Here is a 21,975-nt window from a genome sequence, read left to right on the forward strand (position 1 = left end):
GCAGGAAGTTTCAGCAGTTAGTGCTTACTTCTCCTCAGCAGCGTCCTCAGCCTTGTCAGCCTCTACTGCTTCAGCCTCAGCGGCCTCGTCGGTTGCGGTATCAGCCTCAACCTCAGGAGCCTGCTCAGCCTTGGTCTCTTCAGCCTCTGCTGCCTCAGCCTTGTCTGCGTTCTTGGAAGCAGCAGCGCGGTTTGCGCGCTCAGCCTCGGTAGAAACAAGTGGCTCGGTAACCAGGGAAATTTGAGAGATTGGAGCGTTGTCGCCCTTGCGGTTCTCCAGCTTGATGATGCGGGTGTATCCGCCGTCACGGCCTTCGAACTGTGGAGCCAGCTCGTTGAACAGGTAAGCAACAACTTCCTTGTTCGGGATGAGCTTCAAAACGTTGCGCCGGTCAGCCAGGGTGCCGCGCTTAGCCTTGGTGATCAGCTTCTCAGCGTATGGACGCAGCAGCTTAGCCTTTGCATCCGTGGTTTTGATGGCGCCGTGCTCGAACAGCTGGGCTGCCAAGTTGGACAGGATCTTCTTCTGGTGAGAAGCAGAACCGCCGAAACGGGCGCCCTTCTTTGGGGTAGGCATTAGTTCTCCTCGTGTGGGTGTTTAGTGAGCGCTTCGAAAAGCGACTTACTCCGCGATGTCTTCGCCCTCAGTGTCTACGAAATCGCCCGTTGCAGCGTCGTAGCCTTCGATCTCAGTGACATCGAAGCCCTCTGGGGCATCCTTCAAGCCCAGGCCAAGGCCGGCGAGCTTGATCTTTACTTCATTGATGGACTTCTGACCAAAGTTGCGGATGTCCAGCAGATCGGACTCCGTACGGGTGGCCAGCTCACCAACGGTGTGGATTTCCTCACGCTTGAGGCAGTTGTAAGAACGAACGGAGAAGTTCAGGTCCTCGATAGGCATATTGTATGCAGCGATGTGCTCGGTCTCCTGTGGGGATGGGCCGATCTCGATGCCCTCAGCCTCGTAGTTCAGCTCCTGGGCCAGTCCGAAGAGCTCCACTAGAGTCTTACCTGCGGATGCCATGGCATCGCGGGCGGTGATGGAGTTCTTGGTCTCTACATCCAAGATCAGCTTGTCGAAGTCCGTGCGCTGTTCCACACGGGTTGCCTCGACCTTGTAGCTGACCTTCAACACTGGGGAGTAGATCTGGTCCACAGGGATGCGGCCGATCTCGCTGGAAGCGGCTGCTGCAGGAACGTAACCACGGCCACGCTCTACGATCAGCTCGATGTCCAGCTTGCCCTGGTCATTGAGGGTAGCGATGTGCAGGTCCGGGTTGTGGACCTCTACTCCTGCGGGAGGAACAACATCGGCACCGGTGACGGCACCTGCGCCTTCCTTGCGGATGTACATCGTTACTGGCTCATCGGAATCGCTGGACAGAACCAGGGACTTGATGTTCAGGATGATGTCAGAGACATCTTCCTTTACGCCAGGGATGGTGGTGAACTCGTGCAGCACACCGTCGATACGCAGGGAGGTCACTGCTGCTCCGGGGATGGAGGACAGCAGGGTACGGCGCAGGGAGTTGCCGAGGGTGTAACCGAAGCCCGGCTCCAGTGGCTCGATGACGAACCGGGAGCGGGACTGATCGATGTATTCCTCGGTCAGTGATGGGCGCTGTGAGATAAGCATTGTCTGAAATTCTCCTTGTCGGCGACCGCTATTTGACGCCGGTAGAGGGGGAACCGCCTTTCACCCCACGGTGTGCAGCGAAAGTACGGCAACGGAGTAAAGCCGGGTTGTCTACTACTTGGAGTAGAGCTCGACGATGAGCTGCTCCTGCAGCGGCACGTCGATCTGAGCGCGCTCGGGCAGCTGGTGCACGAGGATGCGCAGAGTTGCCGGAACGACCTGCAACCAGGCCGGTACGACAGTATCAACCAAACGGTCCTGAGCTTCTTCGAACCACAGCATCGAGCGAGACTTTTCGCGCACGTCGATGATGTCGTACTGAGAAACCTTGAAAGAAGGAACGTTGATGTTCTTTCCGTTCACGGTGAAGTGACCGTGGGACACCAGCTGACGAGCCTGACGGCGGGTACGAGCCAGTCCTGCGCGGTACACGACGTTGTCCAAGCGAGACTCCAGGATGATGACCAGGTTGTCACCGGTCTTGCCAGCCTGGCGGTTAGCCTCAGCGTAGTAACGGCGGAACTGCTTCTCCAGCACGCCGTAGGTGTACTTAGCCTTCTGCTTCTCCTGAAGCTGCAGCAAGTACTCGGACTCCTTGATGCGAGCGCGGCCAGCCTGTCCCGGTGGGTACGGACGGCGCTCGAAGGAGCTATCGCCGCCGATGAGGTCGACGCGGAGGCGACGGGAAATACGGGTTGCGGGTCCGGTATAACGAGCCATTATTTATCCCTATCCTTTCTGTGTGATCTTTAGACGCGACGACGCTTTGGAGGGCGGCAGCCATTGTGTGGCTGCGGCGTAACGTCTGCGATCGTGCCGACCTCGAGGCCAGCGGTGGACAGGGAACGGATGGCGGTCTCGCGGCCGGAGCCTGGACCCTTAACGAAAACGTCAACCTTCTTCATGCCGTGCTCCATTGCCTTGCGGGCAGCGGACTCAGCAGCCATCTGGGCAGCGAATGGGGTGGACTTACGGGATCCCTTGAAGCCGACGTGGCCGGAGGATGCCCAGGAAATCACAGCGCCCTTCGGGTCCGTGATGGACACGATGGTGTTGTTGAAGGTGGACTTGATGTAGGCGTGGCCATTAACCACGTTCTTCTTGACGACGCGACGGCCGGTACGGCGAGCGCCGGAACGAGTCTTAGGAGGCATTACTTCTTCTTTCCTGCGATCGTCTTCTTAGGACCCTTACGGGTACGGGCATTGGTCTTGGTGCGCTGACCGCGAACCGGCAAACCACGACGGTGGCGCAGGCCCTGGTAGGAACCAATCTCGATCTTGCGGCGGATATCGGCCTGAATCTCGCGGCGGAGGTCACCCTCCACCTTCCAGGTGTTCTCAATCACGTCACGCAGAGCGGACAGCTGCTCGTCGGTGAGGTCCTTGGAGCGAAGGTCAGGAGAGATGCCGGTCTTTTCCAGCAGCTCTGCGGAACGGGCTGGGCCGATTCCGAAAATGTAGGTGAGTGCAACCTCCATGCGCTTATCGCGTGGGAGGTCCACACCAGCAAGGCGTGCCATAGGGCATTTCCTTCCGGATAATTGCGGCGGTTTTCTCCATACTCGTCCCGTTCAAAAACCACCAGCACTTGGTGCCGGTGAGTGTTTTGCGGGCTCTGGCCACCGCGGCCAAAGGTAGTTATCGGGGCTTGGCTTACGCACAAAAGCACACGGCGATTGCACGCAGGAAATGACCCCGAATGGATGTATGGAGGCTTACAGTATGAGTCTCACATAGCCCGTTGGCCAGCAATAACTAGTCAACTTTGTTTACTTGTAGCGGTAAACGATACGCCCACGGGTCAGGTCGTATGGGGAAAGCTCAACCACTACGCGATCCTCTGGGAGGATGCGGATGTAGTGCTGACGCATCTTGCCGGAGATGTGTGCGAGCACCTTGTGCCCGTTATCCAGCTCAACGCGGAACATCGCATTTGGCAAAGGCTCGACAATGCGGCCCTCGACCTCGATGGCGCCTTCCTTCTTAGCCATAAACTTCCTAACAACCTGGTGGTAAACGTATATTTTCCGCCACAGTCTGCGCGATCTCAGTCGCGTTTATGTGAGCGTTTGTCGTAGTAAGATCGTTGTCTCACAAGACAAAGGGAGACTTTACGCCCTTTTCCCTGCTCATGACAAATAAGTGTGCTCACCTTGTGGCCTAGGCCCCCGCACGTCCGGTGCGGCTCTAGCGGCGCGGCGTGAGAATCCGCGGTCCCCCAGCGGTCGCCGCCACGGTGTGCTCCCAGTGCGCGGCGTGCGAACCATCGACCGTCACCACGGACCAATCATCTTCCAGCACCACGGAATCCTCGGTGCCCAGCGTCAGCATCGGCTCGATAGCCAGCGCGGAACCTTCCTGAATCACCGGTCCACGCCCCGGCTTGCCCTCGTTGGCCAAGAACGGATCCTCGTGCATGGTGTGCCCGATGCCGTGCCCGCCGTATCCATCGACGATGTATAGATCGACGCCAAACTTCTTCTCCGCCTCATACGTGGCCTTTTCCAATGCCCAGGACACATCCGTGAGTCGGTTACCGGGGACCATCGCCTTCAGACCTTCCATCAGGACCCACTCCGTGGCCTCGTTGAGCAAGCGCACGTCCTCGGCCAACTCCCCCACGCCGAATGACCAGGCGCTATCACCCACCCATCCCCCGAGTGTGGCGCCGCAATCCACACTGACCAGGTCGCCGTCTTTGAGCACCACGTCATCGGAGGGAATGCCGTGCACGATCATCTCATTGACCGACGAGCAGATAGAACCCGGAAACCCCTGGTAGCCCTTGAACGTCGGCACGGCACCTGCGCTACGGATCACGTCCTCTGCGATCTTGTCCAGATCCAGCGTGGTCATCCCCGGCTTCACGGCCGCGCGCACTGCCTGCAACGCGTCACCGACGATCTTGCCCGCAGCCTCCATGGCATCCAGTTGCTCGGGAGTCTTGGCGGCGATCGCCTTGGTCTTTTTTCTAAAGCCCATGGGTGGGTGCGTCCTATCTGCGGGTTGTTGTTTTTTTCTTCCCGACGCCATGCGCGCGATCGATCGAGGCTGGCGTCGAAAAGAAAAGGAAGGGAAATGAAAAACCACGCCCGGCCAGGAAGATCACTGACGAGGCGCGGCGGGTGAGACCCAAAAAGGCTAGTTGCCCAGGGCATCCAAGGTGGTGGTGGAGATATCTTCCACGGAACCTTCGGCGTCGATGTTGACCAGGATGTCCTCATAGTGCTTGATCAGAGGAGCGGTCTCATCGCGGTAGACCTCGAGGCGGGTGCGGATGGTGTCCTCGTTGTCATCATTGCGACCACGGGCGAGCATGCGCTCCACCACGACGTCCTCGGAGACAACGTAGTTGACCACAGCGTCCAGCGATGTGCCGGACTTGGACAGCATCTCTTCCAGCAGTTCGGCCTGCTCGATGGTGCGTGGGAAGCCGTCGAGGAGGAAGCCGTTCTGGGCGTCGTCCTCGTTCAGGCGATCCTGAACCATCTTCGCGGTGACCTCGGTGGGAACCAGCTTGCCGGCATCCATGAATTCCTGAGCTTGCTTGCCCAGATCGGTGCCGTTGCTGATGTTCGCGCGGAACAAATCGCCGGTGGAAATGTGTGGGATCTTCAGGGAATCGGACAGCAGTGCTGCCTGGGTGCCCTTGCCGGCTCCGGGAGGGCCGAGGAGAACTAGTCTCATTTCAGGAATCCTTCGTAGTTAGCTTGCATGACCTGGGACTCGATCTGCTTCACGGTGGTCAACGCGACAGACACCAGAATCAGAATCGCAGTGCCACCAAACGGCATGGAACCGTTGGCCGATGCTGAGGTCTGGACACCCATGTTAATCAGGATGTTCGGCAGGATGGCAATGAGGCCCAAGTAGATGGAACCCACCACCAGCAGACGGTTCATCACATAACCCAAGTACTCGGCGGTCGGACGGCCGGGGCGGATGCCGGGGATGAAGCCACCGTACTTCTTCATGTTGTCTGCCTGATCGTACGGATCGTACTGCACGGAGACGTAGAAGAAGGAGAAGAAGATGATCAGCAGCAAGTAGACCGCGATGTAGGCCCAGTTAGATGGGTCTGTCAGCGCGCTGATGACCGTGCGGTTCCACCAGTTGTCCTGATTCTGCGCGGCGGCGGAATCATTGGACTGGATGATCTGGGTGATCAAGATGGGGACGGTCAGCAGGGAGGACGCGAAGATCACTGGGATCACGCCAGCTTGGTTGACCTTCAGTGGCAAGTAGGTGGAGGTCTCGCCGTACTGGCGGCGGCCAATCATGCGCTTAGCGTACTGCACCGGAATGCGGCGCTGGCCCTGCTCGATGAAGACCACGCCCACCACGAGGATCAGCACACCCACGATCACCGCGCCGAACTTGAAGCCACCACCGGAGGACAGGATGGTCGCGCCCTCAGCAGGCAGCATGGTGGCGATACCTGCGGTAATCAGCAGGGACATGCCGTTGCCCACGCCACGGTCGGTGATCAGCTCGCCCATCCACATCAGCAGCACAGCACCGGAGGTCATGATCAGCACCATGACCACCAAGCCGAACACGCCGACGTTGTCCTTCAGCACAGGGATGCCCTGGCCCAGCAATTGCTGACGGTCCGCCAGAGCGACGATGCCGGAGGACTGCAGCAGCGCCAGCGCCACCGTCAGATAACGGGTGTATTCCGTCATCTTGGCTTGGCCGGACTGGCCCTCCTTCTTCAACTGCTCAAACTTAGGGATCACGACTGTGAGCAACTGAATGATGATGGAGGCCGTGATGTACGGCATGATGCCCACCGCGAAGATGGACAGCTGCAGCAGCGCGCCGCCAGAGAACAGGTTGATTAGAGAATAGACCGCCGATTGCTCGGTCAGATCGCTAATCTGCTGCGTAATTCGGGCGTAATCCACACCAGGTGTTGGGATCTGGGCGCCGATGCGATAAAGGATGACCAACGCAATAGTGAAGAGAATCTTCTTGCGGAGATCAACATTTTTGAACGCCGAGACGATGGCGGACAAACTAGCCTCCTGGGTATTTGGTACGGCATTTCGGCGCGCCCCGCGTGGGTGGTGCGGCGGCTGGCCAAAATTCGGCCGATGTACAACCCCCGAATAGTATCAGGCGCGCGGGACACTCGATAGTCTGACGGCCGATTTAGCCGTCCGCTTAACGCGTTCTTATCGCTTCCCTACCGACCGAGCAATTCTTCACGGATTAAGAACGGGTTCTGCTTGGTTTTGTTCTTCTTTCCCGCTTTTGCGTTTCGAGTATGCAGTTTTTCGACGTCAGACTTCGCTACCTCTTGCACGTCGTCCAACCACTGCTGCCTTTTCGCTGCCGAGGACGTACGGACCGGCGAATACCTCGTGACCGAAACCGGCTTAAAGCCGCAGAAGCGCAGCGTGGACTGAGCCACCTGCTTGACCGTAGGCCTGCCCTGCAACAGCGTTAAGTACCACCCCGGCGAATCGGCAGTCATCACGAATCGGGCGGAACGTCCGCCGAAGTGTCCGTGTGGCAAGCCATGATCGTCATAGTGGTACGCCCACTTGGCCTCGAGTGTTCGGTCGAAAAATCCCTTCAGCAGCGCAGGAGTGGAACCCCACCACAGTGGCGCCAAAATCACCAGGTGATCGCTCTCGTCCAGAGCCTTCTGTGTTTCCTTCAGATCGGGCTCTAGTTCCTGCGTTCCTCGGTAGCCGAGGTGCAGGATCGGGTCAAAGTCCAGCGCGTGCAGATTGATACGCTGCACAGTTGCTCCAGCTTGTTGTGCAGCGTCTGCATACAGCGCAGCCAGCTGACTGGTGAATGATTCCGGATTGGGGTGACCGTTGATCACCAAGATGTTCGGCATGAGTGAGCCCTTCGGTGGGATATGCGGTGGCTTGTGACTACATTTAGACAGTGTCTAGATTGCACGCCTTTAAGGCTGTACTAGGATCTTGACTGTGTCAAGTTCAACGGAAAAGTCCTACCACCACGGCCGGCTCCTCGAAGATCTCCGCGCCACTGGGTTCGACATGCTCACCGAGCATCCCGCCAGCAGAATCAGCATGCGGGAACTCGCCCGCCGCGCTGGAGTGAGCCACCAGGCGCCCTATCACCACTTCAGCGATAAAAAAGCGCTGCTCGAGGACTTAAGTACGGAATGCATGCGCCGGTTTGGCGTTGAACAAGAAGCAGCCGTACACGCGGCGCACGGAGGAATAGCTGCCTTGCGGGCCCAAGGACTCGCCTACATCCGCTTCGCAGCGCGCTACCCGCACGCGTTCGCCTTGATCTACGATCCAGCGGTGTGCGACCCGGGTAATCCAGGGCCAGAGAAGCAGGTTCAGATCGACCGGGTGGAGGCGCTACTGCGGGAGACCGCGGGGCGGGCGCAGGACGAGGGCATGTTCGCCGCGACCGACTCTGCCGAATTGACCACGATGGTGTGGGGCCTGGTGCACGGGCTCGCGCAACTAGTGACGGCGGGACACCTGCCGCTGGAGGAGGCGGAAGCATCCGTGACAGCGCTGGCTGCAGAGCGATAACGCAGCAAAAAGCGCCCCACACCTTCACAGGTGCGGGGCGCTCTCTCGCTCAGCCGCGCGCAGCGGCCAAACAGTTAGACCTTAAGCCTCGGTGACGGAGCCACCTGCAGCCTCGATCTTCTCCTTGGCAGACTTGGAGAACTTCTGAGCGGTGACGTTCAGCTTTGCGCTGATGTCTCCGTTGCCCAGAACCTTCACCGGCTGCTTCGGACGGCACAGGCCTGCAGCAACGATGTCTGCTACTGCAACATCGCCGCCATTAGGGAATGCCTTTTCCAGGTCCTCAACGTTGACTACCTGGAAGACAACCTTTGCTGGGTTCTTGAAGCCCTTGAGCTTCGGCAAGCGCATGTGCAGTGGCATTTGGCCACCCTCAAACGCTGCAGAAACCTGCTTACGGGCCCGAGTACCCTTGGTACCACGACCAGCGGTCTTACCCTTGGATGCCTCACCACGACCGACACGGGTCTTGGCCTTGTTGGCACCCTTTGCTGGGCGGAGGTCGTGGAGCTTAATTGGATCGCTCATTTTTACTCTCCTGCCACTTCTTCGACCTCAACCATGTGGCGCACGGTGTTGATCTGTCCGCGGACGATTGGAGAATCCTCACGTACCACAGACTGACCGATGCGCTTCAGGCCGAGTGAGCGCATAGACTCGCGCTGCTTTGGCTTGGTTGCGACGATGCCCTTCAACTGGGTGATCTTCAGAGCCATTGCTTATGCCCCCTGTCCTGCAGCACGTGCACGCAGCATTGCTGCTGGAGCAACCTCTTCGAGGGACTTGCCACGACGAGCGGCAACTTCCTCTGGGCGTACGAGCTGCTTCAGGCCGTCCACAGTTGCGTGGACAACGTTGATTGCGTTGTCAGAGCCGAGGGACTTGGACAGAATGTCCTGCACGCCGGCACATTCCAGAACTGGACGTGCAGCGCCACCGGCGATAACACCGGTACCTGGAGCAGCTGGCTTCATCATGACGATGCCGGCTGCAGCCTCACCCTGAACTGGGTGAGTGATGGTGCCGTTGATCATTGGCACGCGGAAGAAGTTCTTGCGAGCCTCTTCTGCGCCCTTCTGAATTGCGGCAGGAACTTCCTTGGCCTTGCCGTAGCCCACGCCGACCATGCCCTGGCCGTCGCCGACGATGACCAGTGCGGTGAAGCTGAAGCGACGTCCACCCTTAACCACCTTGGACACGCGGTTAATGGTTACGACGCGCTCGATGTACTGGTTGCGCTCGTCCTGCTGCTGGTTGCGACGATCGTTGCGACGGTCGTTGTTACGGCCGTCACGATCGTTGCGGCGGTCGTTGTTACGGCCGTCGCGGTTGTTGTCGTTGTTCTCGGCGGAGCGTCCGCCGTTACGTTCACGTCCCGACATCACGCGTTCCTTCCGTTGGTGTTGTAGTTAGCGGTGATCATTAGAACTTCAGACCACCTTCGCGGGCGGCGTCTGCCAGTGCGGCGACGCGACCGTGGTACTTGTAGCCAGCGCGGTCGAAAACGACTGCTTCGATGCCAGCGGCCTTAGCGCGCTCCGCGATCAGTTGACCCACCTTTGCTCCGCGTGCCTTCTTGTCACCCTCGAGGGAACGCACATCTGGCTCCATCGTGGACGCCGCGACCAGGGTGTGGCCAGCGGTGTCGTCGATGACCTGAACGTGCATGTGACGAGAGGTACGGTGCACAACGAGACGTGGAGTCTCTGGCGTGCCGGACAGGGTCTTGCGGATACGGAAGTGGCGACGTGCGCGAGCGTTGCGACGGCGGGTGGAGATGTCCTTGCCCACCGGCAAACGCTGGCCTTCCTTGTTCGTTGCGTTGTTGCTCATTACTTACCCGTCTTTCCATCCTTGCGACGGACCTGCTCGCCTTCGTAACGGATGCCCTTACCCTTGTATGGGTCATCCTTCCGCAGCCGGCGGATGTTAGCGGCGATCTGTCCAACCTGCTGCTTGTTGATGCCTTCGATGGAGAACTTGGTGTTTCCGTCGACGGCAAACTTGATGCCCTCAGGCGCCTCAATCAGGACTGGGTGAGAGTAGCCCAGTGCGAACTCCAGGTTCTGGCCCTTGAGCTGCACACGGTAACCCACACCGAAGATTTCCATCTTGATGGTGTAACCATTGGTAACGCCCTCGACCATGTTGTTGATCAGGGAGCGGGACAGGCCGTGCAGGGAACGGTTCTTGCGGTGGTCATCTGGGCGGGAGACGACGAGTTCTTCGCCTTCCTGAGCCACGGTGATTGGTGCCGGAATCTCCTGAGCCAGGGTGCCCTTAGGACCCTTGACTTCAACGTTCTGGCCGTTGATGGTGACGGTGACGCCAGAGGGTACGGTCACCGGTGCCTTGCCAATACGAGACATGGTTAAACCTCCTCTTACCAGACGTAGGCGAGGACTTCTCCGCCCACGCCCTTGTTGTTGGCCTCACGGTCAGTCAGCAGACCCTGGGACGTGGAAATAATAGCCACGCCCAGGCCACCGAGAACCTTTGGCAGATTAGTGGACTTTGCGTAAACGCGCAGACCTGGCTTGGAAACACGGCGCACGCCAGCGATGGAACGCTCGCGAGATGGGCCGTACTTCAAGTTCAGTTCCAGGGTCTTGCCGACGGTCTCGTCGTTAACGGAGTAGTCGGCGATGTAGCCTTCCTGCTTCAAGATCTCGGCGATGTTGGCCTTGATCTTGGAGGATGGCATAGACACGGTGTCGTGGAACGCATTGTTTGCGTTGCGCACTCGTGACAACATGTCCGCAATCGGATCAGTCATGGTCATGTGAAGTGACCTGTTGCCTTTCTCGTTACGGTTCCCGTGCTCACCCTTGATTAGTCGCGTGTACCGCACGATCGCTGGCTACTCACGCTCCGCCTAACTCAGTAGTTAGGGGTGCTCGCTGCCTTTATCCGTGCGGCCGCTTCGGGCGAGGGGCCTGTAACAAAGTGGATGTACAGTTTTTCTCCCTTGTAGCGGGAGACTCTTTCCGCAGGTCATGTGGCATTCCCGAGATTTTGACGCGGTAGCGTCGAAAAAAGAACATGGGGGTACCTACCTACGGCAAGACCTGACTAGCCTAGCAACCAGCTAAAACATGTCCAAATCCCTGCTCAGAAGCATAGAGCTGAAGTGTAAGGTCGGCGCCATGCAGAGCCGACCGACCTCACTAGCCGCACCTGCTGGCCCACGCACTCACTAGCACCTTCTCAACTCTTCCCTAGAGTACTTTGATTAGGCTTACCTTGTTCATATAGGCTTGCTCCCGTTAAGACCACGGAGTTTCACGCGTCAAGGAGGGTGCATGGCTACCTCTACCCCGCATGCACAATCCCCTTCTCAAACACACCTGGGGTCTCGCGCGGACGCCACTTCGGACGCTTCTGCCAGCACTCCATCAGGCAAACTCCCGCGCCGCCTCGTCGGCCTCGGGGTACTTTTCCTCTTACTCCTCGCCAGCATCGTTGCCAGCATTGTGTTCGGTTCCCGGCAGATCCCTTTCGGAGAAGTGACCGCTGTGTTCCGCGATCTCGGCACGGCGTTCGGCCACGCGGAGGGGCTGAATGTGGATCAGCGCGTGATCGTCGAGCTCCGCATTCCCCGCACCCTGTTGGGCCTAGTCGCCGGTGCTGCCCTCGGCGTCTCCGGCGCATTGATCCAAGGGCACACGCGCAACCCTCTCGCGGACACGGGCATTCTCGGCATCAACTATGGTGCGTCCCTGGCCGTAGTTGCCAGCTTCTCCTTGCTGGGTGTGACGTCCGTGTGGGCTACCAGCATGTGGGCGTTCGGTGGGGCCATCGCTGCTACTGCGTTGGTGTTTAGTTTGGCGTCGATAGGAGGAGGACAGGCCAATCCGATGACGCTGGTCCTCGGCGGTGCGGCTTTGTCTGCGGTCCTCAGCGCCATCATCAGCGGTTTTATCCTCACTGACGATGCCAACCTGGATCGCATGCGCTTCTGGACCGTCGGCTCCATCGCGGGCCGGGATCTCACCGTGTTCTACGGCGTGCTGCCGTTTATCCTGGCGGGCCTCGTGCTGGCGTTCATCACGGCACCGCAGCTGAACCTCCTCAATCTGGGCGATGACATCGCCTCTGGACTGGGCATCAGCACCCAGCGCGCCCGCTTGATCGGCATGGCTCTGATCGCACTGCTGGCGGGTGCCGCGACAGCTGCCGCCGGCCCCATCACCTTCATCGGCCTGGTGGTCCCGCACCTCGTGCGCGCCGTCACGGGCCCTGATTACCGCTGGATCCTCCCCTACTCTGCCCTGACGGGTGCGGTGATGATGCTGCTCGCAGACGTGGTGGGCCGTCTGATCACTCGTCCGGGCGAGTTGCAAGTGGGCATCGTCCTCGCGTTCGTGGGCGCGCCGTTCTTCATCACCCTTATTTATCGACGCCGGGTGGTGGCCATTTAATGAGTTCCCTCCTTGCCCGCCCTACCTCTTCCACTATCCCCGGCCGTCCGCCGTTCCGCGTGGGCCCATTTTCTGTGGTGCGGCGCCCTCGCGCGTTGACGGTGTCTCTATTGCTGCTCGTGGCGATCGTCTTGCTAGCGGCGGTCTCCATCGGCCTGGGCGACTATCCCGTTTCCCCGGCTCGTGTGCTGGAGGTGCTGTTCACCGGCCAGGGAACCCGCATTGAGCGTCTGGTGGTTTTGGATTGGCGCATGCCTCGTGCGCTGACGGCCATTCTGGTGGGCTGTGCGCTGGGTTTATCCGGAGCCCTCACTCAGTCCGTGACCCGCAATGCGCTGGCCAGCCCGGATATCTTAGGCTTCACCACGGGCGCATCTGCGGCCGCGGTCACCGTCATCACTCTGGGTGGTGGCGCTGGTGGTTTCCTCGGCTGGCTCAGCAGCATCGGCATCCCCCTGGCCGCAGTGCTTGGTGCGGCTCTAACCGCAACGGTGATGTGGGCTCTGGCGTGGAGGAGATCCACTGATTCCTTCCGGCTAGTGCTGTTCGGCATCATCATCTCTGCCCTGTTGACCTCGTATATCAACTTCCTGATGATCCGCACGGAATTGCGCGATGCCGCAGCCGCCCAGTTCTGGCTTACTGGCTCCCTGAGCACTGCGGACTGGTCGAAGATGTGGCCCGTCGCCATCGTGGTACTGGTGTTTACCCCCCTGCTGGCCTGGATTGGTCACCAACTTTTAGCCACCCTATTGGGCTCGGATACTGCTCGGGCTCTGGGACAAAACGTCCAGGGTGTACAGGTGCTGCTGCTCGCCGCTGCCGTGGCCTTGGCAGCAGTGGCGGTGTCTGCCGCTGGCCCCATCGGATTCGTCGCCTTCGTGGCCCCACAGGTGGCCCTGCGCTTGTGTAACTGCTCTGCACCACCGCTTCTTGCATCCGCACTGACCGGCGCGGCGCTCCTCCTGCTGGCAGATATCAGCACCCAAACTCTGTTGCCCGTAGAGCTGCCGGTGGGCATTCTCACCTCGGCAATCGGCGGTGCGTTCCTTATTTATTTGCTGGTGCAACGGAATAGGTCAACCACGGCATGAGGAAAGATACCACCCTGGAAGTTAGCAGTGACGCGAACAAAGAAGGACACATGATTCAGAACCACAGCATGACCGCACGCGGCCTCACCGTGGGCTACGGCGACCGGACGGTCATCGAGGGTTTGGACGTGGACTTTCCTCGCGGACAGATCACCACAATCATCGGCCCTAATGGCTGCGGTAAATCCACGTTGTTGCGAGCCATGTCTCGCTTACTTCCGGCCAATGAGGGCGAAGTGTTGTTAGACGGTACCGATATCTCATCCATCAAGCGCAAAGATCTCGCACGGACCATCAGCGTGCTGCCACAAACCCCTACCGCCCCAGAGGGACTCAACGTGGCTGATCTCGTCTCGCGCGGTCGGCATCCACACCAATCGTGGATCCGTCAGTGGTCGTCCACGGACGAAGCCGAGGTGCACAAGGCGCTGGAAATGACTGGCTCGATGGGGCTGGCGGAGCGCACCCTGGATTCCCTGTCCGGCGGGCAGCGGCAGCGCGTGTGGATCTCCATGGTTCTTGCGCAAAACACGGACAACCTGTTCCTGGACGAGCCCACCACCTACCTGGATCTGGCCACGTCGGTAGAGATTTTGGAGCTGGTGCAGCGTCTACGCCGAGAGCTGCATCGGACCGTGGTGATGGTGCTGCACGATCTCAACTTGGCCGCGCGCTACAGCGATAATCTCGTGGTTATGAAGGATGGACAGATCCTCGCCACCGGGCGTCCCAGCGAGGTGATTACCCCAGAGCTACTACTCGAGGCGTTTTCCCTCAATGCGCTGGTCATCGAGGATCCTGTCACCGGCGGTCCGCTGATCGTCCCCAAGTGACGATCGGAGCTTAGTCCTCCATCAGCTCCTGGGCTGGAGTCTTCTTGGACTTCCGCCAGTTGATCATCGCCGAAATCACCACCGGGATCACGGACACCAGCACAATGACGATGGCGATCATGTCGATGCGATCCGCAATGCCCGGGATATCCCCCAGCAGCACGCCGATGCCAACCATGCTGACAATCCACAGCACAGCACCCGTGACGTTCCATCCCACGAACTTCTTGTACGGCATCTCCGCGGTACCAGCGGCCACGGGAATGTAGGTACGCACGATCGGGATGAAGCGTCCCAGTACCAGAGCCAACGGCCCGTACTTCAGGAAGAAAGCCTCGGCTTGTTCGAGGTGCTCAGTTTTGAGGATCTTGGCGTCGGGCTTAAACAATTTGCGACCAAAACGGTGGCCGAGCCAGAAACCCACCTGGTCGCCCAAGAACGCCGCGACGATGGCCACGCCGACCAGAATCGGAACGTTCAAGCCCAGCTGATCGCGCAGGATTGCCGCGGTGACCAGCATTGAATCGCCGGGCAGGAACGGAAAGAGCACGCCGGATTCAATAAAGATGATCAGCGCAATGCCGCCGAGCGCCCAGCCGCCAAAGTTCTGGAGCAGGGTGGTGGCGTCCATGAGGTCGCTTAAGTGCACAGGGAATCCCTTCTAGAAAACAACCGGTCTATTCTTACCCCGGTTTCTGACCGGAATACAGGCAGGCGTGCCCGATTGCGACTGGTTCACAAACAGTCAGCATGAAACGCAGGCATTGCACAGAAAAACCCGCACCAACTTCAACAAAGAAGTGTGCGGGTTTTCTAAGCCAAGTTGCTGAGAGTCTCGGCGTACAAACAGAAGCGGGAATTACTCGCCGGAGTTTTGCTTGGACTTGAATGGGAAGCCCAGCTCGCGGAGCAGAGCGCGTCCCTCATCATCGTTGGTCGCGGTGGTGACCACGGTGATGTTCATACCGCGTGGACGGTCAATCTTGTCTACGTCGATTTCGTAGAACATGGACTGCTCGTTCAGGCCGAAGGTGTAGTTACCGTGGCCATCGAACTGCTGGTCAGACAGGCCGCGGAAGTCACGAATACGTGGCAGCGCGACGGTCAGCAGACGGTCCAGGAACTCCCACATGCGGTCGCCGCGCAGGGTAACGCGGGCGCCGATGGGCATGCCTTCGCGGAGCTTGAAGTTAGCGATAGCCTTCTTCGCAACGCGGATCTGTGGCTTCTGACCGGTGATCAGGGTGAGATCTTCGATCGCACCGTTGATCAACTTGGAATCGCGGGCAGCGTCGCCGACACCCATGTTGACGACCACCTTGGTGACGCCTGGGATCTGCATGACGTTGTCGTAGTTGAACTCAGAGTTCAGCTTCTCGCGGATTTCTGCACGGTACTCGGACTTGAGGCGTGGAGTGTAGTTTTCGCTCATCGTTAGATGTCCTTCCCGTTGCGCTTGGAGACGCGGATCTTCTTGCCGTTCTCATCGAAGCGGTAGCCAACGCGGGTTGGGTTTCCATCAGCATCTACGACCATCACGTTGGACACGTGGATCGGTGCTTCCTGGGTAACGATGCCACCGGACTCGGCGCCCCGCTCTGGGGCGGAGTTAGCAACGTGCTTCTTGATGCGGTTTACGCCCTCAACGAGGACCTTTTCCTGAGCTGGGTAGGCCTCAATGACCTTGCCCTTAGCGCCCTTATCTGGGCCGGAGATCACGATGACGGTATCGCCCTTACGGATCTTCATTTACAGCACCTCCGGAGCGAGAGAAACGATCTTCATGAACTTCTTCTCGCGAAGCTCACGAGCCACTGGGCCGAAGATACGGGTACCGCGTGGGTCATTGTCGTTTGCCTTGATGATGACGGCGGCGTTCTCGTCGAACTTGATGTAGGAGCCGTCTGCGCGACGGGTTTCCTTCTTAGCGCGAACGATTACGGCCTTGACGACCTCACCGGACTTAACAGTGCCACCTGGGGTGGCTTCCTTGACGGTTGCAACGACGATGTCGCCGATGCCACCGGAGCGTCGGGTGGAACCACCGAGAACGCGGATGACCAGGATTTCCCGGGCACCGGTGTTATCGGCGACTCGCAGACGCGATTCTTGCTGAATCACTTTGAGTCTCCTCGTAGACCTAGATTGCTTAATGTGCGTGGGATTACCGACCCTCGCGCACGTGGTCCGTGCCTTGTTCTGTGTTGGTCGACGTGTGTTTTTCGTCGACGCCAGGGCGAACCTGATCCACTCTTCTCAGGGCGGATACGGGGTTCTCCCCTGGATGTACGCCAGAACTGGCAACCTCCGAATTATTCCATGTTTGGGCGCTGATTCCAAAAGCCGCTTGCATATGGACTTTCCTGTTCGCGCTACCGCGTCCGAAGGCCAGGAACTTCGCCCTCCAAAACATAAGTAAATATTATTAATAAGGGCTTAGATCTCCCTTAGTTTTTCTTAAACCTCTAGGAATGTTCAACTAAATCGCCGCAAAATTCCTGTGTGATATGGCGCACATTTCCCCGATTTCTCCTAGAGAAACCCCATTAGGTCATGCTAAATTCGTCGTTGTACGCACGGCAAGCGATCAAGAACGTCAATTTTAGATTCATAACGTTTGCCTATTGCCAAGTTCAAGACAAAAGGAGTCCGTTCATGAAGCTTAAGAAGTCCCTCGTCACCCTGACCGCCGCTACCGCTGTTGCCCTGGCTGGCGTTCCAGCCGCACAGGCAGAGGACGCTGCAACCGAGCCAGCCGCTACCGCTGAGGCTCCAGCCGGCTCCACCGCCGCAGACAACGGCACCGAGACCGGCACCGAGGAAGACACCACCTCCGGCTCCTCCGAGGAGTCCGGCGCACTGGAGTCCTCCGAAAACCCAGAGCTGCAGGAGTCCGTGAACGGCTCCTTCGGCTGGGATGAGGAGACCACCGGCTTCGACAAGTTCCTGACCATCCTGGACGGAATCGTCAAGGTTGCTAAGACCATCGCCGGCATCCCAGACCTGTCTGCTCTGAGCAGCTAGTAAATAGCGCGCGCTACCGCGCATCTAGCTACAGCGCATCACAGCGCGCATAGCTTCTTTCACCGTTGGGCACTCGCAATGTTGCGAGTGCCCAACGATCCCCCGGAAGTGCCACACGATTTACGTTTCCGCAGGTCGCAGATTGAGGCATGACACTTCCGGGGGATCATTGTGCATATCGGACCAGGAAAAAAGCCAAAGCAACAATGGATAGCGCACTTCGCTAGGGAGCGGCGCATTTTATTAACGTTCGCAAACTAAACTTATTTCCATAAGGAAAGACAGAGACTTCCCTGCGCTGCGTTTACTTTTCCATAACCTCAGGGGTGGATTTTTTAAAAATTTTTCAGCCCTCAACTGAACATGATCGCTGCTCAGCGCGGTAGCGTTACATAAATACTTGAATTTTTACACTTTTCTTAACTTCTAGCGGATGCCGGTTGTTTTGCGCCGTGTTAGATTCTCCTCGTAACGAGGTCTGCGCCTCGAAATCCCCTGCGCATTGCCTCCATCTGACACTCGAGAAAGAGAAGAATCATGAAGCTCAAGAAGTCCCTCATGGCCATCACCACCGCTACCGCTGTCGCCATCTCCGGCACCGCAGTTGCTTCCGCTCAGGACACCACCGGCTCCCTGGAGAACATCACCGAAGGCGGCCTGACCGGTTCCATCGGCGGCAACGAAGAGACCACCGATCCCGCAACCGGCGAGGGCACCGAGACTCCAGCTCCAGGCACCGAAGAGGGCGAAGCTACCGGTTCCGCAGACTTCTTCGGCTGGGACGAAGAGACCTCTGGCCTCGACAAGCTCGAGACCATTTCTACTGTTTTCGGTGTCATTGTGACCGTCGTCGGCGGCATCGCCACCCTGGTTGGCGCTGTCATGAAGATCAACGACATGCTGGCTCCAAAGAACTAAGTCTTAATCTTCTTGGTTCTTTAAAACCGCACAAAAGAGCCGCCCCGCTTCCCTTTCGGGAAGTGCAGGGCGGCTCTTCTGCTCTCTCACTTAAACCAGTGAGAGAAAGACCCTAAGCCTCGCCGATTGCGGCGAGTGCGTCGCGCATCAGTTCAGCTGCCTGCGTTGGGGTCTTGCCCACGCGCACGCCAGCTTCTTCCAGTGCTTCCTTCTTTGCCTCCGCGGTGCCGGAAGAACCGCTGACGATGGCTCCCGCGTGACCCATCGTCTTACCCTCCGGAGCGGTGAATCCGGCGATGTAGCCCACCACTGGCTTGGTGACATTTTCCGCGATGTACTTGGCCGCGTACTCCTCCGCGTCGCCACCAATTTCACCAATCATGATGATCGCCTTGGTCTCCGGATCATTCTGGAAAGCCTCGATCGCAGCAATGTGGGTAGTGCCGATGATCGGATCTCCACCAATACCGATGCAGCTGGTGAATCCCAGGTCAGACAGCTCGTGCATCACCTGATAGGTCAAGGTACCGGACTTAGACACCAGCCCGATCTTGCCAGGCTTGCCCGCGGACTCCGCTGGGATGATGCCAGCATTGGACTGTCCCGGAGAGATGATTCCCGGGCAGTTCGGGCCGATGATGCGGGTATTGGACTCCTTGGCCAGAGCAAAGAACTCGGCAGTATCCTTCACCGGTACACCCTCGGTGATCACCACGGCCAGTGGAATGTTCGCCTTGATGGCTTCCTCGGCCGCCGCCTTGGTGAACTTGGCTGGCACGAAGATCACGGAGACGTTGGCATCCGTCGCCTTCATCGCTTCGCGCACAGAGCCGAACACAGGGATCTCGTCGCCACCGTCGAAAGTGACCGTCTCGCCCGCCTTTTTAGGGTTTACGCCACCGACGATGTTCGAACCGGAGTTCAGCATGCGCTGCGTATGCTTCATGCCCTCCGAGCCGGTCATGCCTTGGACAATGATCTTGGAATCGCTATCGAGAAAAATAGCCATTTTCTTTCGTCCTCTTCCTTTTACTATCCGTGGCGTTTAGTTGTTATGACCGGCCTGGGAGGCCAGCTCGGCGGCAGTGCGGGCAGCGTCATCCATGGTGTCTTCCCGCTGCAGCCCGGGCAGGTTGGCGTCATCCAAAATCTTCCGGCCCTCTTCCGCATTGTTGCCATCCAAACGGACGACGAGCGGCTTCGGCTCAATGCCATCAGACTCAAGAATGCGGTAGGCCTGCACGATTCCCTTGGCGACCTCGTCACACGCGGTGATGCCACCGAAGACGTTGACGAAAACCGACTTGACCTGGGAATCGCCCAAGATGACTTCCAGACCATTCGCCATGACCTCGGCATTGGCACCGCCGCCGATGTCTAGGAAGTTGGCGGGCTTCGGGGAGCCGGCGAACTCTTCACCGGCATAAGCAACCACGTCCAGCGTGGACATCACCAGACCGGCACCGTTGCCGATCACGCCTACGTCGCCATCCAGCTTCACGTAGTTCAGGCCCATCTTCTGCGCCTTGAGCTCCAATGGGTCCGCTGCGCTGTGGTCTTCCAGCTCTGCGTGCTCTGGGTGACGGAAGCTAGCGTTGCCATCCAAAGACATCTTGCCGTCCAGGGCCAGGATCTCTCCCGACTTCGTCTTGACCAGTGGGTTGACCTCTACCAGGGTGGCATCCTCGCCGGTGTAGGCCTCGTACAGCTTTTTGAATACGGGGATGAGCTTCTTGACGTCATCCTCTGGGAATCCCGCTTCCTCAGCCATCTCGCGGGCCAACGTGTCGGTCATCCCATCCAGCGGGGAGAAGTTGCGTCGAATAAGAGCTTCCGGACGCTCCTCGGCCAGCTTCTCGATCTCCACACCACCCTCACGGGACAACATCGCGAGGTAACGACGCTTGGTGCGGTCCAACAGGATGGAGAAGTAGTACTCCTCGGCGATATCCGCCCCCTCGGCCACCATCACCCGGCGCACGGTATGACCCTTGATGTTCAAACCAAGGATCGCATCCGCAGCTTCGGAGGCTTCCTGTGGGGAATGAGCCAGTTTCACACCTCCGGCCTTGCCTCGGCCACCCACCTTGACCTGGGCTTTAACCACGACAGTGCCGCCGAGCTTGGCAGCTGCTTGCTCAGCCTGTGCGGGGGAAGTGGCAACGATGCCTTTAAGAACAGGCACGCCGTACTTTTCGAAAAGATCTCGAGCTTGGTACTCGTAAAGATCCACGTGAATTCTCCATTCGGTCTTCTTTGTGTGAAAGATCGGGACGTGCGGCCAGCTCACGAGTGTGCTCATTGACTAGCAACAGCAAGTGCATGAGCTTCCTTAACCCATCGTAAGGAAGTTTTGCCTCCAAGACAGCGGATGTGGCGGTGCTAACCCCCACACGTCCACGTCCATCGAGCAAGGGGCAAGATTCGAACGGGTAAGGGTAGGCTAAAAATCATATGACTTTCCCCTCTCACGATCCTTCTTCACATGAGAACCCTCAGCGCTCTTCAGAGGAGTTCGCCGATCACCAGCTGCTGCGTGCCCCGCACCCACAAAACCATCGGCTGATCCCCGTCACGGTTCACAGCGTGGACTACCTGACTGATACTTTGCTACGCATCGTGGTGCACGCAGAAGAGCTTAAGAGCTATGCACTCAGCGGTCCGGATGAGTTCTTCGGTCTATTGATGCCGCCACCGAATCAGCCTTTTAGTTCTCCGGAGGACTTCGCCGCCACACCCATCGAGGGCCTGAACATCCGGGCTGCCGTGGCAGCAATGCCTCCCGAAGTGCGGCCCAACCTGCGGTGGTATACCGTGCGCTACCTCGACAAAACCCGCGGCTTGCTGGCGTTTGACGTCGCCACCCACGGACTGAATGCACAGCCCACTGACGCCAGCCCCCACGCCGAACCTTCTACGGACACGCCCACCGGCCCTGGCATTTCGTGGTGTTTGTCTGCACAGCCGGGCGACCCTGCTGGCTTGTGGACATGCCAAGGTCTGTGGCATCGCGAGCACCGTAAACAATTACTGGTGGCAGATCCCAGCTCCCTGCCATCCGTGCGCGCGATCCTGGAGTACCTCGCCACGCTCTTTCCCGAGCAGCTCGCAGACACCCACGTCATCGCAGTCACCAGTTCCGATTTCGATTCAGAGCCTCACCTGGAGGTTTGGCGCAACGCCCTCGGCAGCCTCACCAAAATCACCGCACCTTCTGAAGGTTATGCGCAGGCCATCGCCGAACATCTCGCAAACATCGTCGTTGAGTCCTCGCGCAATCAACAGCACAAGCTCCTACCAGAAGTGGACTATGTGTGGGTCGCCGGGGAGGGGGATTTCTGCAAGATGGTGCGCTCCCACGCCATCAAGACTTGGCGGCTCAACAAGGACAACATCCTGTGGTGCCCTTATTGGTTCGTCGGCAAAGCTCGCCCCTAGCGTGCATCCATTACCCCCGTGAGTGCCCGTCCCCTAGCCTGCAACAGCAAAACCGCCCCAGCACGTTTATGCGGGGC

At 58.7% G+C, this 21,975-nt stretch carries 29 protein-coding genes; 7 read left to right on the forward strand and 22 right to left on the reverse strand.

The features are described from left to right. Positions 1 to 24: 24 nt before the first annotated feature. The 10 genes from rplQ to IM764_RS04155 form a co-directional block, all read right to left on the reverse strand. Complete coding sequence (rplQ, locus tag IM764_RS04110; protein WP_194187029.1) at positions 25 to 576, reverse strand: 50S ribosomal protein L17; 552 nt, start codon at positions 574 to 576, stop codon at positions 25 to 27. A 45-nt stretch (positions 577 to 621) separates the two neighbouring features. Further along, complete coding sequence (locus tag IM764_RS04115; RefSeq protein WP_099297935.1) at positions 622 to 1,635, reverse strand: DNA-directed RNA polymerase subunit alpha; 1,014 nt, start codon at positions 1,633 to 1,635, stop codon at positions 622 to 624. Positions 1,636 to 1,749: 114 nt separating this feature from the next. Then, complete coding sequence (gene rpsD, locus IM764_RS04120; protein WP_099297936.1) at positions 1,750 to 2,355, reverse strand: 30S ribosomal protein S4; 606 nt, start codon at positions 2,353 to 2,355, stop codon at positions 1,750 to 1,752. Positions 2,356 to 2,384: 29 nt separating this feature from the next. Continuing rightward, a complete protein-coding gene (gene rpsK / locus IM764_RS04125; protein WP_099297937.1) occupies positions 2,385 to 2,789 on the reverse strand; it encodes a 30S ribosomal protein S11 in 405 nt (134 codons plus the stop codon). Next, positions 2,789 to 3,157 carry a 30S ribosomal protein S13 gene (gene rpsM, locus IM764_RS04130; protein WP_099297938.1) on the reverse strand — a complete coding sequence of 123 codons (369 nt, stop codon included), beginning with the start codon at positions 3,155 to 3,157 and terminating at the stop codon, positions 2,789 to 2,791. The genes rpsK and rpsM overlap by 1 nt, the downstream gene beginning before the upstream one ends. A gap of 249 nt (positions 3,158 to 3,406) precedes the next feature. Beyond that, a complete protein-coding gene (gene infA, locus IM764_RS04135; protein WP_005519800.1) occupies positions 3,407 to 3,628 on the reverse strand; it encodes a translation initiation factor IF-1 in 222 nt (73 codons plus the stop codon). Between the two features lie 196 nt (positions 3,629 to 3,824). Continuing rightward, complete coding sequence (gene map / locus IM764_RS04140; RefSeq protein ID WP_194187030.1) at positions 3,825 to 4,619, reverse strand: type I methionyl aminopeptidase; 795 nt, start codon at positions 4,617 to 4,619, stop codon at positions 3,825 to 3,827. Between the two features lie 159 nt (positions 4,620 to 4,778). Continuing rightward, positions 4,779 to 5,324, reverse strand: a complete 546-nt coding sequence (locus IM764_RS04145) for an adenylate kinase (protein ID WP_099297940.1) — start codon at positions 5,322 to 5,324, stop codon at positions 4,779 to 4,781. Continuing rightward, positions 5,321 to 6,655, reverse strand: a complete 1,335-nt coding sequence (secY, locus tag IM764_RS04150) for a preprotein translocase subunit SecY (protein ID WP_099297941.1) — start codon at positions 6,653 to 6,655, stop codon at positions 5,321 to 5,323. The genes IM764_RS04145 and secY overlap by 4 nt, the downstream gene beginning before the upstream one ends. 170 nt (positions 6,656 to 6,825) lie before the next feature. After that, positions 6,826 to 7,491 (reverse strand): NAD(P)H-dependent oxidoreductase, encoded by a 666-nt coding sequence (locus tag IM764_RS04155; RefSeq protein ID WP_099297942.1) that lies wholly within the window; start codon positions 7,489 to 7,491, stop codon positions 6,826 to 6,828. Between the two features lie 94 nt (positions 7,492 to 7,585). Between IM764_RS04155 and IM764_RS04160 the strand changes: the two genes are divergently transcribed. After that, complete coding sequence (locus IM764_RS04160) at positions 7,586 to 8,170, forward strand: TetR/AcrR family transcriptional regulator (protein ID WP_099297943.1); 585 nt, start codon at positions 7,586 to 7,588, stop codon at positions 8,168 to 8,170. An 81-nt stretch (positions 8,171 to 8,251) separates the two neighbouring features. On the opposite strand, the gene rplO is transcribed toward IM764_RS04160, so the two are convergent. From rplO to rpsH, 6 genes are read right to left on the reverse strand one after another with little or no spacing between them, the layout of a single operon-like run. After that, positions 8,252 to 8,698, reverse strand: coding sequence for a 50S ribosomal protein L15 (gene rplO, locus IM764_RS04165; RefSeq protein WP_099297944.1), 447 nt, complete (start codon positions 8,696 to 8,698; stop codon positions 8,252 to 8,254). Between the two features lie 2 nt (positions 8,699 to 8,700). Next, the gene (gene rpmD / locus IM764_RS04170) at positions 8,701 to 8,886 is read right to left on the reverse strand and encodes a 50S ribosomal protein L30 (protein ID WP_099297945.1); all 186 of its coding nucleotides are present in this window, start codon (positions 8,884 to 8,886) and stop codon (positions 8,701 to 8,703) included. 3 nt (positions 8,887 to 8,889) lie between these two features. Further along, positions 8,890 to 9,552: a 30S ribosomal protein S5 gene (gene rpsE, locus IM764_RS04175; RefSeq protein WP_099297946.1), complete on the reverse strand. Its 663-nt coding sequence runs from the start codon at positions 9,550 to 9,552 to the stop codon at positions 8,890 to 8,892. A 40-nt stretch (positions 9,553 to 9,592) separates the two neighbouring features. After that, on the reverse strand, positions 9,593 to 10,003 hold the full coding sequence (gene rplR / locus IM764_RS04180) for a 50S ribosomal protein L18 (protein WP_099297947.1): 411 nt from the start codon (positions 10,001 to 10,003) through the stop codon (positions 9,593 to 9,595). Next, entirely contained in the window at positions 10,003 to 10,539 is a 537-nt protein-coding gene (rplF, locus tag IM764_RS04185) for a 50S ribosomal protein L6 (RefSeq protein WP_099297948.1), read from the reverse strand. Before rplF ends, rplR begins: the two co-directional genes overlap by 1 nt. Positions 10,540 to 10,553: 14 nt before the next feature. Next, positions 10,554 to 10,952 (reverse strand): 30S ribosomal protein S8, encoded by a 399-nt coding sequence (rpsH, locus tag IM764_RS04190; RefSeq protein ID WP_034986964.1) that lies wholly within the window; start codon positions 10,950 to 10,952, stop codon positions 10,554 to 10,556. Between the two features lie 520 nt (positions 10,953 to 11,472). On the opposite strand from rpsH, the gene IM764_RS04195 reads away from it, so the two are divergent. From IM764_RS04195 to IM764_RS04205, 3 genes are read left to right on the forward strand one after another with little or no spacing between them, the layout of a single operon-like run. Next, positions 11,473 to 12,591 carry an iron ABC transporter permease gene (locus IM764_RS04195; protein WP_194187031.1) on the forward strand — a complete coding sequence of 373 codons (1,119 nt, stop codon included), beginning with the start codon at positions 11,473 to 11,475 and terminating at the stop codon, positions 12,589 to 12,591. Further along, a complete protein-coding gene (locus IM764_RS04200) occupies positions 12,591 to 13,685 on the forward strand; it encodes an iron chelate uptake ABC transporter family permease subunit (protein ID WP_194187032.1) in 1,095 nt (364 codons plus the stop codon). Before IM764_RS04195 ends, IM764_RS04200 begins: the two co-directional genes overlap by 1 nt. 50 nt (positions 13,686 to 13,735) lie before the next feature. Further along, the gene (locus IM764_RS04205; protein WP_228073329.1) at positions 13,736 to 14,518 is read left to right on the forward strand and encodes an ABC transporter ATP-binding protein; all 783 of its coding nucleotides are present in this window, start codon (positions 13,736 to 13,738) and stop codon (positions 14,516 to 14,518) included. A 10-nt stretch (positions 14,519 to 14,528) separates the two neighbouring features. Here IM764_RS04205 and IM764_RS04210 read toward each other — a convergent pair whose 3' ends face one another. The 4 genes from IM764_RS04210 to rplN form a co-directional block, all read right to left on the reverse strand. Continuing rightward, positions 14,529 to 15,167, reverse strand: coding sequence for a DedA family protein (locus IM764_RS04210; RefSeq protein ID WP_312587700.1), 639 nt, complete (start codon positions 15,165 to 15,167; stop codon positions 14,529 to 14,531). Between the two features lie 210 nt (positions 15,168 to 15,377). After that, positions 15,378 to 15,950: a 50S ribosomal protein L5 gene (gene rplE, locus IM764_RS04215; RefSeq protein ID WP_099297956.1), complete on the reverse strand. Its 573-nt coding sequence runs from the start codon at positions 15,948 to 15,950 to the stop codon at positions 15,378 to 15,380. A 2-nt stretch (positions 15,951 to 15,952) separates the two neighbouring features. Then, positions 15,953 to 16,267, reverse strand: coding sequence for a 50S ribosomal protein L24 (rplX, locus tag IM764_RS04220; protein WP_099297957.1), 315 nt, complete (start codon positions 16,265 to 16,267; stop codon positions 15,953 to 15,955). After that, complete coding sequence (rplN, locus tag IM764_RS04225; protein WP_099297958.1) at positions 16,268 to 16,639, reverse strand: 50S ribosomal protein L14; 372 nt, start codon at positions 16,637 to 16,639, stop codon at positions 16,268 to 16,270. It lies immediately after the preceding gene. A gap of 534 nt (positions 16,640 to 17,173) precedes the next feature. Between rplN and IM764_RS04230 the strand changes: the two genes are divergently transcribed. Next, positions 17,174 to 17,542: a hypothetical protein gene (locus tag IM764_RS04230; protein ID WP_194187034.1), complete on the forward strand. Its 369-nt coding sequence runs from the start codon at positions 17,174 to 17,176 to the stop codon at positions 17,540 to 17,542. Positions 17,543 to 18,079: 537 nt separating this feature from the next. Next, positions 18,080 to 18,460, forward strand: a complete 381-nt coding sequence (locus IM764_RS04235) for a hypothetical protein (RefSeq protein WP_143341744.1) — start codon at positions 18,080 to 18,082, stop codon at positions 18,458 to 18,460. A gap of 112 nt (positions 18,461 to 18,572) precedes the next feature. Here the strand turns inward: IM764_RS04235 and sucD are convergent, their stop codons facing one another. Together sucD and sucC are read right to left on the reverse strand one after the other, a co-directional pair. Next, positions 18,573 to 19,469, reverse strand: a complete 897-nt coding sequence (gene sucD / locus IM764_RS04240; RefSeq protein WP_194187035.1) for a succinate--CoA ligase subunit alpha — start codon at positions 19,467 to 19,469, stop codon at positions 18,573 to 18,575. Between the two features lie 36 nt (positions 19,470 to 19,505). Then, on the reverse strand, positions 19,506 to 20,693 hold the full coding sequence (gene sucC / locus IM764_RS04245; protein ID WP_194187177.1) for an ADP-forming succinate--CoA ligase subunit beta: 1,188 nt from the start codon (positions 20,691 to 20,693) through the stop codon (positions 19,506 to 19,508). Between the two features lie 221 nt (positions 20,694 to 20,914). Here sucC and IM764_RS04250 point away from each other — a divergent pair, with 221 nt between their 5' ends. Beyond that, on the forward strand, positions 20,915 to 21,898 hold the full coding sequence (locus IM764_RS04250) for a siderophore-interacting protein (protein WP_194187036.1): 984 nt from the start codon (positions 20,915 to 20,917) through the stop codon (positions 21,896 to 21,898). The last annotated feature ends 77 nt before the right edge of the window (positions 21,899 to 21,975 follow it).

Source organism: Corynebacterium sp. ED61 (genome assembly GCF_015233855.1).
Lineage (GTDB): Bacteria > Actinomycetota > Actinomycetes > Mycobacteriales > Mycobacteriaceae > Corynebacterium > Corynebacterium dentalis.